Annotated in this window: 3 protein-coding genes and 1 pseudogene; 2 read left to right on the top strand and 2 right to left on the bottom strand. The window is 74.3% G+C overall.

The annotated features are described in order from the left end of the window. Together ACFRCG_RS34135 and ACFRCG_RS34130 are read right to left on the bottom strand one after the other, a co-directional pair. A pseudogene (locus ACFRCG_RS34135) lies at nt 1–608 on the bottom strand (hypothetical protein); the annotation flags it as partial. Then, nucleotides 605–2,266 (bottom strand): ABC transporter substrate-binding protein, encoded by a 1,662-nt coding sequence (locus ACFRCG_RS34130; RefSeq protein WP_380038693.1) that lies wholly within the window; start codon nt 2,264–2,266, stop codon nt 605–607. The gene ACFRCG_RS34130 and the pseudogene ACFRCG_RS34135, both read right to left, overlap by 4 nt. A 648-nt stretch (nt 2,267–2,914) precedes the next feature. On the opposite strand from ACFRCG_RS34130, the gene ACFRCG_RS34125 reads away from it, so the two are divergent. After that, complete coding sequence (locus ACFRCG_RS34125; protein ID WP_380038691.1) at nt 2,915–5,893, top strand: AAA family ATPase; 2,979 nt, start codon at nt 2,915–2,917, stop codon at nt 5,891–5,893. Nucleotides 5,894–6,115: 222 nt separating this feature from the next. Beyond that, a complete protein-coding gene (locus ACFRCG_RS34120; RefSeq protein WP_380038689.1) occupies nt 6,116–15,739 on the top strand; it encodes an SDR family NAD(P)-dependent oxidoreductase in 9,624 nt (3,207 codons plus the stop codon). The last annotated feature ends 13 nt before the right edge of the window (nt 15,740–15,752 follow it).

Here is a 15,752-nt window from a genome sequence, read left to right as displayed (position 1 = left end):
CGCGAGGAGTTGCGGATGCTCGCGGACCGGGCGAGCGGCGCGGCCCCGCGCCCCGCGTAGCGGCGCCCACGCTCGGCGCACACCTCAACATCGCACGCCCCCCCCCCCCACCCCCCCCGGCTCCGGCCCCCGCGCCTGTAGCGCCAGTACACCCCGCCGAACACCACCGCCAACCCGAGCGCGGCCGAAGCCAGTTCCAGGGTCGGTTGGAACTGCTCGCCGATCAGCGCGGAGACGGGTTGCTGGAGCTGATAGGACTCGCCGAGTCGGCCGTGCAGCAACTCGCCCAGATAGTGCAGGTATTGCCGAACGATCGGTTCGTCGAAGCCGTAGTCGGCGCGGATCTGCGCCCGCACGGCGGGCGACGCGGTGGTCTGCGGGCCCAGGAGCGTGGCCACCGGATCTCCCGGGAGCAACTTGAGCCCGACGAACGCGAGCGTCGCCGCGCCGAGCAGCACGGAGGCCACGGCCACCAGCCGGGCGCCGATCGCGCGCAGCAGCCGCGACGGACGAGATGGGCCCGGCGGATCGGCGAACGCCGCGGCCGCGGCCGGGACGGACGCGTCGACCGGGGTCGGCGCGTCCGTTGTCGTCGGTGGGGAACTCATCGCCGCGCGTTCCACACGTCGTGGAACAGCGGCCAGGCGTTCGGGTCCAGGCGCAATCCGTTGACGTGCTTGCCGGTGGCGAAGATCGTGGTGGCCGCGTAGAGCGGGACCACCGCCGCGTGTTCGATCACCCAGCCCTGGGTCTGGGCGTACAGCCGGTCGCGGGTGGGCCGGTCCAGGGTCGCCGCCGCCGCGTCGGTCCACTGGTCGATCTGCGGATTGCTCAGCCAGGCGGCGTTTTGTCCACCGGTGCTCGGCAGGTTCGCCGAGTTGAAGTACAGCCGCAATACGTCCGGTTCGAAGCGTGCCCAGCTCATGTCCAGCACGTCGTACTTGCCCGCGTAGGCGTTCGTGGTGAACGCGCCCAGGTCCAGGGCCGGCCGCTGCACCTCGACGCCGATCTTCTTCAGGTCCGACTGCACGGCCTGGGCCAGGATGTCGCGCTGTTCGCGCACCGCGGCGGGCGCGCCGGGCCACTGCACGCTCAAACGTCTGCCGTCGCGGGTCCGGTATCCGTCGCCGTCACGGCCCGTCCACCCGGCCTCGTCCAGCAACCGTCCCGCGAGCGCGGGGTCGTACGGCCAGGAGTTCTCCAGCGCCTTGTCGTAGCCGGGCGTGGCCGGTCCCAACGGGCCCCAGGCGCGCCGGTATTGGTCGAAGTAGATGGACTGGACGTTCGGCCCGATGTTGATCGCGCGCTGTACGGCCCGCCGCACCCGTTCGTCGTCGAAGGGCGCCCGGGTGGTGTTCAGGAACAGGCTGTAGACCGCGCCCGCGAAGTCGTGGCGCAGCACGCGTACGTCCGAACGTCCCTCCAGGCCCTTGACGTTGACCGGCGGGATCGACCCGGCGATGTCCACTTGGCCGCCGGCGAACGCGCCGACCCGGACCGAGTCCTCGGTCAGGAACCGAAACGTCAGCCTGTCCAGGTAGGCGGCGCCCTGGTGTTCGGCACCGGCCGGTGCCCAGTTGTACGCGGGGTTGTTCTCCAGGGTCAGACTCTGGCCCTTGGTGTGCGCGGCGAAGCGGAACGGGCCGGTGCCCACCAGTTGTGGTCCGCCCGCGCACAGCTTGTCGCCGTTGGCGGCGAGCGTCTGCGGCGAGTAGAAGCCCAGGTAGGCGGTGCTCGCGGCCTGGAGGAAGGGGGCGAACGGCTTGGTGAAGGAGATCTTCACCGTCGCCGGGTCGAGCACCTCGGTGCCGGCGTAGGGGCCGAGCAGGCTCGCCGCGTACTGCGACTTGGTGGTCTTGGCCGCGATCCGGTCGAAGTTGACCTTGACCGCGTTCGCGTCGAACGGGGTGCCGTCGGTGAACTTCACGTTGGTGCGCAGCTTGAACGTGTAACCGGTCAGGTCCGGCGCGACCTCCCACGAAGTGGCCAACCAGGGACGGAAGTTGCCTTGATCATCCTCGGCGACCAGCGAGTCGAACACGTTGCGCTGGATGGACGCGGTGATGTCCTGGGGGCTCACGTGGATGTCGAAGCAGGTGGGCTCGGTGTTGATCGCCACCGTCACCGAGCCGCCCTTGACCGGCGGTCCCGCCGCCTCGGCCGCGTTCGGCCCCGTCTTCGTGGTGGAGGAACAGGCCGACAGGACGAACGCGGCGGCCAGGGCCGCACCGACGATTCTGGGTAGGCGTGGTCGGATGACGCGCATGGTCGAGTCCTGTCGAGAGTCGGGGATGTCACGAAGCGGCGCAGAGCGGGGCGAACACCGGCTCCGGCCCTGAGGAAACTAGCCGCGCCGTCGGGACGCCCAGCACCCCTAGCGGACCCCTACCGACCCTTGCGCGTGCGGACGGGGTGATCCTCGCGTCCGCATGTCGCCTTTCTTTCGCGAGACCTTCGTGTTGACGCGACGCGGGCAGATTTCTAGACTGCCGGTCAGCTATGGAGCGAAAGTCCGAATCACCGATTCCGGACTCTTCCACTTCTTTTTCGGAGACGGCCGTGCAGGGGACCCGTGGAGCGAGCGCCTGGCGCCTCGCACTGGTGTCCCGCCTCGACGTGGACCTCGCCCGCATGTCCAGCGGGCTGTGTCGCTGAATCCTCCGTGATCCGACCGGGATCGGATCGATCCCACCCCGACGGCCGAGGTCGCCTCGGCGCGTCGGCGGGCCCGGCGGCCCCCGCGGATCGGGCCCGATAACACCTGTTTCGGCCGTCGTGCGCCGACGAGCCGCCGAACCGGGATATTCCGCGACGCCGCGGCCCCGACGTGTCCCCGGCGTGCGCAAATGTTAATCAGAGGCAATAGCTAATTCAACAAGCGGAAACACTTGGATTTCCGCCGGGGGAGTGGCACGTGTTTTTCGTGGGGCGAACCGAGGAACTCAGCCGACTGGATACCGCCCGGGCCCGCTGCGCGACCGGGGTCGGCGGCGCGACCACTGTCTGCGGGCCCGTGGCGGTCGGCAAGACCGCGCTCCTGCACGCCTTCGCCGAGCGGTCCGCCGCCGACGAGGCGCTGTTCCTGCGTGCCGTCGGCACCCCGATGGAGCAGGATTTTCCGCTCGGGGTGGTGCGCCAACTGCTCCAGTCGGTCCCACTCGCCGACGAGGATCCGGCCCGGATCGACCGGCTCCTGGAGGACGGGGCCCATACCGCCGCCTTCGGCGGCACCGACGCGTTGGACGCCACCACGGTCCGGGCGGTACACGAACTCTCGGCGGTGGTCCTGACGTTGGCCGAGTCGCGGCCGGTCGTGGTGGTCGTGGACGACATCCAGCACGCCGACCCGGTGTCGTTGCAGTTCCTGGCCCACCTGATCCGGCGGATCCGCACCGCACGGGTGCTGGTCCTGCTCGGCGAACGCGAGTACGCCGCGGCCCGCTCGGCGGCGTTCGCGGCCTTCTCCGCCGACGTCGAACGCCAGCCGCACCACGGGCGGATCCGGCTCGGCCTGCTCGGCCGCGCCTCGGTCGGCGAACTGCTCGAACCCGCCGTCGGCCCGACCGCCGCCGCCCGGCTGACCGCCGATGTACTCGAACTCACCGGCGGAAACCCGCTGTTGATCCGGGCCTTATTGGAGGACATGGGCGCGGGACAGCGCTCCGACAGTGCCCGGCGCCCGCTCAGGGCGACCGCGGCCGACGCCTACTGCCGAGCCCTGGTCGGTTGCCTGTACCGCCTGGATCCGGCCACCGTGGAGGTCGCGCGCGGCCTGGCCCTGCTCGGCGAGTCGGGCACGAGCGAGGGCCTGGCCGAACTGGTCGGCCTCGAACCCGCCACCGCCACCCGGGCGGCGCGCACCCTCAACGACGCCGGACTGGTCGCCTGCGGACGATTTCGCGACGATCGGGCCCGTGCGGCCGTGCTGAACACGATGACCCGGCCGGAGCGCGAACGCGGACACGGCCGGGCCGCCACGCTGCGACACATCGACGGCGCGCCGTCCGAGGCGGTGGCCAAACACCTTGCGGGCGCCGGGGAGTTCCGTGCGCCGTGGGCGGTACGTACGCTGCGCGAGGCGGCCGAGTCGGTGGTCGCCGAGGGTGATCTGCGCCTCGCCGTCGACTACCTCAAGCTGGCCGAACGCATCGCCCCGGACGAATGCACCCGGGTGTCGATCAAGGCCTTCCTGATCGGACTGGAGTGGCTGGTCAACCCGGCCGCCGCCGCGCGACACGTGCCGTGGCTGGCCGCCGCGGTGCGCGACGGGCGGCTCAGCGGCCGGGACGCCCTGGCGTGCGTGCGCTACCTCGCCTGGTACGGCCGGCTCGAGGAGGCCAGGACCGTGATCGAGGCGGGTCGGCAATCGTGCGCGCCCGGCGAGTCGGCCGACTGGGTCACCGCCGCCGAGACCCGGGCCGCCCGGTTCTGGCTCAAGTACTGGTACCCGGCCGTCGACGCGGACCTGCCCGAATACGGCACCGAGGTGTCCCCGCTGCCCGCGACCATCGGCCGGATCGAGGGATTGGACCTGCTCACCGACGTCCTGGCCGGCCGGCTCGACGCCGACCGGGTCTGCGACCGGGCCGAGCGCATCCTGCGCGGCGCGCGCCTGGAGGACGCCACGGTGGAATCGCTCACCTCCGCGCTGACCGCGCTGGTCTACGCCGACCGGGCCGCCGAGGCCCAGGAGTGGTGCGTCACGCTGATCGACCGGGCGGCCGGTCGGCGCAGTCCGATCGCCCACGCGCTGTTCTCGGCGGTGCTCGGCGAGATCACCGTGCGCCAGGGCGACCTGCTCGGCGCCGAGGAGAGCGCCGCGACCGCGCTGACCCGGATCGCCCCCGAGGGCTGGGGAGTGGCGGTAGGGGTTCCGCTGGCCGCCCGGATCGTCGCCGCGGTCGCGCGCGGTGACCGGGACCAAGCCGCCCGACTGCTCGAACTCCCAGTCCCCGGAGCGATGTTCCACACCCCGGCCGGGTTGCACTACCTGCACGCCTGCGGGCGGTACAACCTGGCCACCGGCCGCGCCGACGCGGCGCTGCACGACTTCCTGTCCTGCGGCGAGCTGATGACGGCGTGGCGGATCGACCTGCCCGGCCTGGTGCCCTGGCGGGTCGAGGCGGCCCGGGCCCACGTGCACCTCGGCGACCACGACGCGGCCCGCGAGTTGTTGGCCGAACAGTTCGACCGGCTCGCGGACGAACCGTCGCGCACTCGGGGGCTCGCGCTCGGCGTGCAGGCGTCCGTGGTCGAACTGCGCCGCCGTCCGGCGCTGTTGTGGGAGGCGATCCGCGAACTCCAGGCATGCGGCGACCGCTTCGAGTTGTCCCTGGTCTTCGCCCAACTCGGCAACGCCTACCGCGAACTGGGCGACTTCGGCCGGGCCCGACGGGCGGCCCGACGCGCCCGACACCTGTCCGAGGTGTGCCGGGCCGAGCTGCCACAAACCCTGTCGCGTACCGACCGGCTGGCCGCCGTACCCGACCGGGACGGCGCGATATCGCGCCTGCGTGGCACGACGCCCGAGCCTGCGCCGATTCACGAACCCGCGACGAACCGCGAGGCGGACCGGGTCGCCGAACGCCCCGGGCGACCCGAACACCGCGAGACGGCGCGCATCACCGTGCCGGCCGCATCCGCGAGCGCCTCCCGGGGCGTCTCCCCGGGCGCTTCCCCGGGCGCCGACGAGCAGCCCGGCGCGGGTCTGAGCGACGCCGAACGCCGCGTCGCCGCGCTGGCCGCCCAGGGCCAGACCAACCGGGAGATCTCCCGCCGGCTGTTCATCACCGTCAGCACCGTCGAACAACACCTGACCCGGGTGTACCGCAAGCTCGGAGTGGCCCGCCGACTGGACCTGCCGCCGTGGCTGGAGGAGGAGATCGCGGGCTGAACGGACCCCGATCGAGGAGCACGACCCAGGGCCGCCGCGCTGTATGCGCGGCGGCCCTCGGCATGCCCCGACAGGGGTCGCTTCGGACCCCGTCCGCTATGGGGTCGGTAGGGGATCGACAGGGGTATTCGGGCGGGGCACGCCGGCCGAATCCTGAGGTCGTTCGGCGCACTCGTCGCCGTTCGGGATCGGACCGTTCGGCATGGGGGGCGACACTCCGCGATGATGACGACCAGTGAGAACACCGCCGGCGACCGCGATCGGCACGGCGCCGCGATCGCCGTCATCGGAACCGCCTGCCGGCTGCCGGGCGCCGCCGACCCCGCCGCGTTCTGGCGGCTCCTGGCCGACGGTGTGGACGCCGTCGGCGAGGCGGGCACCGAGCGCCGGCGCGGCGCGGACCTGCGGCCCGGGGGCTACCTCGACCGGGTGGACACCTTCGACGCGGCGTTCTTCGGCATCTCGCCACGCGAGGCCGACGCGATGGACCCGCACCAGCGGCTGGCCCTCGAACTCGGGTGGGAGGCCGCCGAAGACGCCGGCCTCCTGCCCGGATCCCTCGCGGGCACCCGGGCCGGTGTGTTCGTCGGCGCGATCGCCGGCGACTGGTCCACCGTGGTGCACCGGTACGGAACCGACGCGATCACCCGGCACACCTTCACCGGCGTCGCCCGCGCGCTGATCGCCAATCGCCTGTCCTGGGCCCTGGACCTGCACGGCCCGAGCCTGACCGTCGACACCGCGCAGTCCTCCTCGCTGGTCGCGGTACACCTGGCCTGCGAGAGCCTGCGCAGCGGCGAGTCCACCGTCGCGTTCGCCGGCGGCGTGCACCTGAACCTGGCGGCGGAGAGCACCGTCGCCGCGGAACGTTTCGGCGCGTTGTCCCCGGACCACCGCTCGTTCACCTTCGACACCCGCGCCAACGGCTTCGTGCGCGGCGAGGGCGGCGCGGTGCTGCTGCTCAAGCCGCTGGACCGGGCGCTGGCCGACGGCGACCCGATCCACGCGGTGATCCACGGCAGCGCGGTCACCAGCGACGGTGACACCGACGGCCTCACGGTGCCGGACGTCGGCGCCCAGACCGACGTGCTGCGCCGCGCCGCGACCGCCGCCGGGGTGGCGCCCGACCGGATCCAGTACGTCGAACTGCACGGCACCGGCACCCGCGTCGGCGACCCGATCGAGGCCGCCGCGCTCGGCACCGCCTACGGCGCCGGCCGCACCGGCGCGGACCGGCTCGCGGTGGGCTCGGTGAAGACCAACATCGGTCACCTGGAGGGCGCTTCCGGCATCGTCGGACTGCTCAAGACGGTGCTCGGGATCCGCCGGCGCACGCTGCCCGCGAGCCTGCACCACACCACCACGAACCCGGCGGTCGACCCGACCGCGAACGGACTGCGGGTGCAGACCGAAGCGGGACCGTGGCCGCACCCGGACCGGCCGCTGCTCGCGGGGGTCAGCTCGTTCGGGATGGGCGGTACGAACTGCCATGTGGTGGTGGGCGAGGCACCCGCGGTGGTGGGCGAGGCGCCCGTAGTGGTGGGCGAGGCGCCCGTAGTGGTGGGCCGGGCGTCCGCGCCCGACGGCCCCCGTGCGCTCGTCGCCTCCGTCCTGCCGTGGCCGCTGTCCGCCCGCGACCCGCGCGCCCTTCCGGGCCAGGCCGGCCGGCTCGCGACGGTGGACGCCGCGCCCGGGGACGTCGCACTCACCCTCGCGGCCCACCGCACCGCGTTCGCCCACCGGGCCGTGCTCCTGGGCGAGGACTGGACCGAACTCCGCGACACGGCCGCCGCGTTGGCCGCCGGCCTGCCCAGCGCCGGCGCGGTCACCGGCGTCGCCCACCCGCACCCCTCCACCGTGTTCGTCTTCCCCGGCCAGGGCTCCCAGTGGATCGGCATGGCCCGGCAACTGCGTTCCGACTCGCCGGTGTTCGCGGCACACCTGGACGCCTGCGCGGACGCGCTCGCGCCGCACGTCGACTGGTCGCCGCACGACGTCCTGCGGGACGTGCCCGGTGCGCCCGGGCTCGACCGCGTCGACGTCGTACAACCCGCGCTGTTCGCCGTGATGGTCTCGCTGGCCCGCCTGTGGGAGGCGTTCGGCGTGCGCCCGGACGCGGTGATCGGCCACTCGCAGGGGGAGATCGCCGCCGCGCACATCGCCGGTGCGCTGACCCTGGCCGACGCCGCGCGTCTGGTGGCCCGGCGCAGCCGGCTCCTGGCCGGTCTCGCACCCGGTGGCGGCATGGCCTCCATACCGCTCCCGGCCGACGAGGTGCGCGCCGCGCCGGCCGTACGGGCCGGGCGGATCGCGATCGCGGCGGTCAACGGCCCCTCGTCCACCGTGGTCTCCGGCGACCGCGCCGCGCTGGACACGCTGCTCGCCGACTACACCGAGGCCGGCGTCGACGTCCGGTCCATCCCGGTCGACTACGCCTCGCACTCGGCCCACGTGGAGCCGCTGCGCGTCGATCTGGCCCGCGAACTCGACGGACTCGCGCCGGTATCGAGCGATATCACGTTCTACTCCACGGTCACCGGCGGCCCGCTGGACACCGCCGGGCTCGACGCCGACTACTGGTATCGGAACCTGCGCGGCACCGTGCGCTTCGAGGACGCGGTGCGCGCCGCGCTCGCCGACGGCCGGCGCGGCTTCGTCGAGGCCAGTCCGCATCCCGTGCTGACCATGGGACTTCGGCAGATCCTCGACGGAGCCGGCGCCGAGGATGCCGCCGCCGTGCTGACGGTGGGCACGCTGCGGCGCGACGACGGCGGGGCACGCCGATTGCTGACCTCGCTGGCCCAGGCGTATGTCCACGGTGTTGCCGTGGACTGGACAGCCGCGCTGCCGGCCGACGCCCGACGGACCGAACTGCCCACGTACGCCTTCCTGCCGACACCGCACTGGATCGCGGAACCGACGGCGGCGCCTCAGGACGCGCCTGCGGGCGGGGCAGCGGGATCCATGCGGGCCGAAAGCGTCGCCGCCGGTAACGCCGCGAGCGACAACGGCGGGTCGCACGGCGGCGACAGCCCCGGCCACGCCGCCCCCGAACTCCTCGTCCTCGTCCGCGCCACCGCCGCCGTCGTCCTCGGCCACGCCGGTCCCGGTGCGGTCGACCCCGATCGCACCTTCAAGGACCTCGGCTTCGACTCGGTCGGCGCGCTGGAGTTCCGCGACCGGCTCGCCGCCGCGAGCGGGACCGCGCTGTCCGCCTCGCTGACGTTCGACCACCCGACCCCCCGGGCCGTCGCCGCCCATCTCGCGCACCGCACGGCCGGCACCGTGCCCGCGGATGCCGGCGGGCCCGGGACCGGCCCGGCGCCGGCCGCGCCCGAGGACGATCCGATCGTCATCGTCGCGGCCGGCGGCCGGTGGCCCGGCGGCGCGGACACCCCCGAGGCGCTGTGGGACCTGCTCGCGACCGGCACCGACACCATCGGCCCGTTCCCGACCAACCGGGGCTGGGACCTCGACGCGCTCCACGACCCCGACCCCGAGCACGGCCGACCCGGGACGACCTACGTACGCGCGGGCGGATTCCTCACCGCCGCCGACACCTTCGACGCGGGCTTCTTCGGGATCAGCCCGCGCGAGGCCGCCGCGATGGATCCGCAGCAGCGGCTGCTCCTGGAGATCGCGTGGGAGGTGGTCGAGCGCGCGGGCATCGCGCCGAGCACGCTGCGCGGCACCCGGGCGGGCGTCTTCGTCGGCGCCATGCCGCAGGAGTACGGGCCGCGCCTGCACGAGGCGTCCGAGGACCACGCCGGACACCTGCTCACCGGCGCGCTGGCCGGCGTCGCGTCCGGGCGGCTCGCGTACACCCTCGGCCTGGAGGGCCCGGCGCTCACGATCGACACCGCCTGCTCGTCGTCCCTGGTCGCGCTGCACCTGGCGGCGCGTTCGTTGCGCGCGGGCGAGTGCACACTCGCGCTGGCCGGCGGGGTCACCGTGATGTCCACGCCGGGCATGTTCACCGAGTTCAGCCGGCAGCGGGGGCTCGCCCCCGACGGTCGCTGCAAGCCGTTCGCCGCCGCCGCCGACGGGACCGCGTGGGCCGAGGGCGCGGCCCTGGTCCTGCTCGAGCGCCGCTCCGACGCGCGCCGCAACGGGCATCCCGTACTCGCCGTGCTCCGGGGCAGCGCGATCAACCAGGACGGTGCGTCCAACGGCCTGACCGCGCCCAACGGGCCCGCGCAGCAGCGGGTGATCCGCGCCGCGCTGCACGACGCCGGGCTGAGCGCGCCCGAGGTCGACGCGGTCGAGGCGCACGGAACCGGCACCACCCTCGGCGACCCGATCGAGGCCGAGGCGTTGCTGTCCACGTACGGCGCGGACCGGCCGGCCGATCGACCGCTCCTCGTCGGCTCGGTCAAGTCCAACCTCGGACACACCCAGGCCGCCGCCGGCGTCACCGGCGTGATCGCGCTGATCGAGGCCATGCGGCACGGCGAACTGCCGCGCACGCTGCACCTGGACGCACCGTCCCCGCACGTGGACTGGACCCGGGGCGGGGTGCGTCTGCTCGCCGAGCCCACCGCCTGGCCCGACACCGGCCGGCCGCGCCGCGCCGCGGTGTCCTCGTTCGGGATCAGCGGCACCAACGCGCACGTGATCCTGGAGCAGGCCCCGATCGAGGCGCCGCCGACGCCGGCGGTGCGTGACGACGCCGGGCCGTGGACGTTGTCCGCCGTGAGCGCGGACGCGCTGCCGGCCCAGGCCGCCCGGCTGCGGGCACACCTGGTCGAGCGTCCCGACCTCTCGCTCGGCGACCTGGCCCTGGCCCTGGCCGGCACCCGGGACACCCTCGCGTACCGTGCGGTGATCACCGGCAACGGCCGGGACGACCTGCTGCGCGGGCTCGACGCGCTCGTCGACGGCCTCGACGCGGCCAACCTGATCGAGGGCGCCGCCCGTCCGAGCGGGCCGCTCGCCGTGCTGTTCAGCGGCCAGGGCAGCCAGCGCATCGGCATGGGCCGCGAACTGTACGCGTCCGAACCGGTGTTCGCCCGGGCCCTGGACGAGACGCTGAAACACCTGGACGCGGCCCTGGAACGCCCGCTGCGCGACCTGCTGTTCGCCGAACCGGGCAGCGCCGAGGCCGCGTTGCTCGGCGAGACCGCGTACACCCAGCCCGCGTTGTTCGCGATCGAGACCGCGCTGTACCGACTCGCCGAGGCGTACGGAGTGCGCGCCGACCACCTGATCGGCCACTCGATCGGCGAACTCACCGCGGCCCACATCGCCGGCGTGCTCGACCTCCCGGACGCCGCCGCGCTGGTCGTCGCCCGGGGCCGGCTGATGGGCCGACTGCCCGCCACCGGTGCGATGATCGCGCTCCAGGGCACCGAGGACGAGATCGCCGCGCTGATCGCCGAACACCCCACCGAGGTCGGTATCGCGGCGGTGAACGGCCCCGACTCGGTGGTGATCTCGGGTACGGCCGACCTCGTCGAGGCGCTCGCCGAGCGGTGGCGGGACGCGGGCCGCAAGAGCAAACGACTCCAGGTGAGCCACGCGTTCCACTCCCCGCACATGGACGCCGTGTTGGACGAGTTCCGCGCGGTGGCGGCGGGCATACGCTTCGGCGCGCCGCGCGTCCCGATCGTGTCCAACCTGACCGGAGACCTCGCCGACGCCGCCGAACTCGCCGATCCCGACTACTGGGTTCGGCACATCCGCGAGGCGGTGCGCTTCCGCGACGGCATCCGCCGACTCGCCGACCTCGGCACCACCACCTTCCTCGAACTCGGCCCCGACGCCGTGCTGACCGCGCTCGCCCTGGCGAACCTGGACGACCCGTCGGCGGTCGTGGTCGCCGCGCTGCGTGCCGACCGCCCCGAACCGGCGACCTTCACCCACGCGCTGGCCCGGCTGCACGTCACCGGCACGCCCGTCGACTGGACCGCGACACCCCGCGACGGGCGCGAGGTCGGCCGGGTCGACCTGCCCACCTACGCGTTCCGACGTCGCCGGTACTGGCTGGACACGTCCCGGGCGAGCACCGACCCGACCTCGGCCGGTCTCGACCCGAGCGAACACCCCTTCCTGGGCGCGGAGCTGACCCGCGCGGACGGCTCCGGCCGGGTCTGGACCGGCAGCCTGTCCACCAAGGACCGGCCCTGGCTCGCCGACCACGCGGTCCGGGACACGGTCCTGCTGCCCGGTACCGCCTTCGTCGACCTCGCGCTGTACGCCGCCGAACGCACCGGCGCGGGCGGCATCGGCGAACTCGTGCTGGCCGCACCGCTGGTGCTGCCCGACGCGGAGCCGGTCCGGATCGAACTCGCCGTCGGCGCCGAACAGCCGGACGGCACCCGGGCGCTGACCGTACACTCGCGCGCCGCCGACACCGACACCTGGACCCGACACGCCACCGGCCGACTGGACCCGGCGCGGGACACGGCCCCCGCACCGAACGACACCGCGTGGCCGCCGCCCGGGGCGAGCCCGATCGACGTCGACGACGTCTACGACCGCCTCGCCGCACTGGGCTACCACTACGGCCCGGCCTTCCAGGGCCTGATCGCCGCCTGGCAGGCCGGTGACGACCTGCTCGCCGAGGTGGAACTGCCCGAACAGGTCGAGGAGATCGGCCACCGAGTCCACCCCGCACTGCTCGATGCCGCGCTGCACGCCGTGGTGGCACTGCTGCCCGGCGCCGATCCGGCCACGCCCACCCGGCTGCCGTTCGCCTGGTCCGGCGCCACCGCGCACACCGACGGCGCCCGCGAACTGCGGGTCCGGATCAGCCCGGTCGGCACGGACACGATCGCCCTGACCGCCACCGACGACCGGGGCACGCCGGTCGTGACGATCGACCGGCTGACCCTGCGCGCGATCCCGGCCGACCGGCTCGCGACCCGACCGGGCTCCGGCCCGGGGTCGGAGCCGGACTCGGCCGCGGACTCCTGGTACCGGGTCGACTGGATGCCCGTGCCGCCGGGCGAGTCGGCCGCGAAGCAGGGCGGTTGGGTCGTCCTCGGCGAGCCCACCGACCCGCTCGGTCTCACCGCGCCGGCCGAAGCCGACGACCGGTCCGTCGTGTTCCACCCCGACCTCGACGCGCTGCGGGCCGCCTTGGCCGCCGGTGCGTCCCGACCCACCCACGTGCTGGTCCCGTTCCCCCGACCGGTCCCGGAACTGGGCACCGTCGTGGCCACACACGCGGTCACCGAGCGGGCCGTAACGCTGCTCGGCGCGTGGTTGGCCGACCCCGAACTCGGCGACATCACACCGGTCCTGGTCACCCGCGAGGCGATCGCCACCCACCCCGGCGAGGACGTGCGCGACCCGACCGCCGCCGGCCTGTGGGGCCTGGTCCGGGCCGCCGCCGGCGAACACCCGGGCCGATTGCGGGTCCTCGACCTGGACACCCATCCCGACTCGCTCACCGCGCTGCCCGCCGCACTGGCCGGCCCCGAACCGCAACTCGCCCTGCGCGGCGGCGACATCCTCGCGCCGCGCCTGGCCCGGGTGCGCCCGGACGACGCGCTCGAACCGCCGCGCGCCGACGAGCCGTGGCGGCTCGACGTCACCGAACCGGGCACGATCGACAACGTCGCGATGTTGCCGGCCCCAGAGGCCGCCGCGCCGTTGGCGCCCGGCCAGGTCCGGATCGCGCTGCGTGCCGCCGGGCTGAACTTCCGCGACGTGCTGATCGCCCTCGGCGTCTACCCCGGCAGTGCCCGCATCGGCGCGGAGGGCGCCGGCCGCGTCCTCGAAGTCGCCCCGGACGTCGAAGAACTCGCGGTCGGCGACCGGGTGATGGGCCTGCTGCCGGGTGTGCTCGGGTCCCAGGCCGTGGTCGACCACCGCCTGCTCACCCCGATCCCGACCGGATGGACGTACGCTCAGGCCGCCACCGTCCCCGTAGCCTTCCTGACCGCCTACCACGGCCTGGTCGAACTGGCCGGACTGCGCGCCGGGGAGTCCGTCCTGGTGCACGCCGCGACCGGCGGGGTCGGTACCGCCGCCGTACAACTCGCCCGCCACCTGGGCGCCGACGTCCACGGCACCGCGAGCCCGGCCAAGTGGCCCACGCTGCGCGCCCAGGGCCTGCCCGACGAGCGCATCGCCTCCTCCCGCACCCTCGACTTCGAGGACCGCTTCCGCGACACCACCGCCGGCCGGGGCGTCGACATCGTGCTCAACACGCTCGCCCGCGAGTTCACCGACGCGTCCCTGCGACTGCTCGCCCCCGGCGGCCGGTTCGTCGAACTGGGCAAAACCGACCCGCGCGACCCGGCCCAGGTGCGCGCCGCACTCCCGGGAGTCGACTACCGGGCCTTCGACCTGCTGACCCTGGACCCCGCGCACATCGCCCGCATGTCGCGAGCCCTGGCCCCGCTGTTCGCGACCGGAACGCTCACCCCGCTGCCGGTCACCGCGTGGGACGCCCGACACGCTCTCCCGGCGCTGCGCCGGCTGAGCCAGGCCCGCCACACCGGCAAACTCGTCCTCACCATCGCGCCCACCCCCGCCCCCTTCGACCCCGCCGGCACGGTCCTGATCACCGGCGGCACCGGCACCCTCGGCGCCCTCGCCGCCCGCCGCCTGGTCGCCGAACACGGCGCCCGACACCTGCTCCTGGTCGGCCGGCACGGCCCGGCCGCCCCCGGCGCGGCCGAACTGCGCGCCGAACTGGCCGCCGCCGGTGCCACGGTCGAGATCGCCGCGTGCGACGTGGCCGACCCGACCGCGCTCGCCGAGCTGCTGGCCGGGATCCCGACCGCACACCCGCTGACCGCGATCGTGCACACCGCCGGCGTGGTCGCCGACGGCGCGCTCACCGGCACCGACCCCGACCGCCTGCACGCCGTACTGCGGCCGAAGGTCGACGCCGCCTGGCACCTGCACACGCTCACCGCCGACCTGGATCTGTCCGCCTTCGTGCTCTACTCCTCCGTCGTCGGCGTACTCGGCAACCCCGGGCAGAGCGCCTACGCCGCGGCCAACACCTTCCTGGACGCCCTCGCCCATCACCGGCACAGCCGCGGCCTGGCCGCCACCTCGATCGGCTGGGGCCACTGGGCCGAGGCGGGCGGCCTGGCCGCACACCTGACCGACGTGGACCGGCGCCGGCTCGCGGGCAGCGGCCTGGCCCCGATGCGCACCGACACCGCCCTCGAACTGCTCGACCGGGCCCTGGACACCCCACTGCCCGCACCGATCGCGGCCCGGATCGACACCGGCACACTGCGCCCGGACGCGGCCGGCGGCGTACTCGCCGGCCTGACCCGCGCGGCCGGCCCGGCCCGGGTGCCCGCCCAGCGCGCTGCCGGCCGGGGCGGCCGCAAACCCGCCGTCGGCTTGCGCGATCGCCTCGCGGGTCGCCCCGTCGACGAACAGCGCCGCGAACTCCTGCTGTTCGTGCGCCAGACCGCCGCGGCCGTGCTCGGGCACGACGGACCCGCCTCGATCGCACCCGAACGCGGTTTCCTGGAAGCCGAGTTCGACTCGCTCGGCGCGATCGAGCTGCGCAACCGGATCAACGCCGGCACCGGCCTGGACCTGCCCTCCACGCTGGCCTTCGACCACCCCACCCCGATCGCGCTGGCCGAGCACCTGCGCGACCTGCTCGCCCCGGCCCCGGCCGTCCCGGACGGCGGCCGACTGCTCGCCGAACTCGACCGCTGGCAGCTGTCGCTGACCGACCTGCTCGACGCCGGAGCCGGTCCCGACGAGGGCTTTCGCTCCGACGCGGTCGCCCGGCTGTACGGGCTGCTCGGCCGGCTCGGCGTCGACGCCCCGGAGGATCCGACCTCGGCGGTGATCGCCCGACTCGGCGCGGGCACGGACGACGAACTCTTCGACTTCATCGACAACGAACTCGGCATCTCCTGAGCCGGCGCAGCGC

The organism is Embleya sp. NPDC056575 (assembly GCF_042793325.1).
Classification (GTDB): domain Bacteria; phylum Actinomycetota; class Actinomycetes; order Streptomycetales; family Streptomycetaceae; genus Embleya.
The sequence above is the reverse complement of the archived record's forward strand: the minus strand, read 5'-3'. Positions and strand labels throughout refer to the sequence as shown.

Excerpts from the sequence above, each read along its gene's own strand:
- ACFRCG_RS34130 (WP_380038693.1), bottom strand. The coding sequence starts at position 2,266 with ATGCGCGTCATCCGACCACGCCTACCCAGAATCGTCGGTGCGGCCCTG.
- ACFRCG_RS34120 (WP_380038689.1), top strand. The coding sequence starts at position 6,116 with ATGATGACGACCAGTGAGAACACCGCCGGCGACCGCGATCGGCACGGC.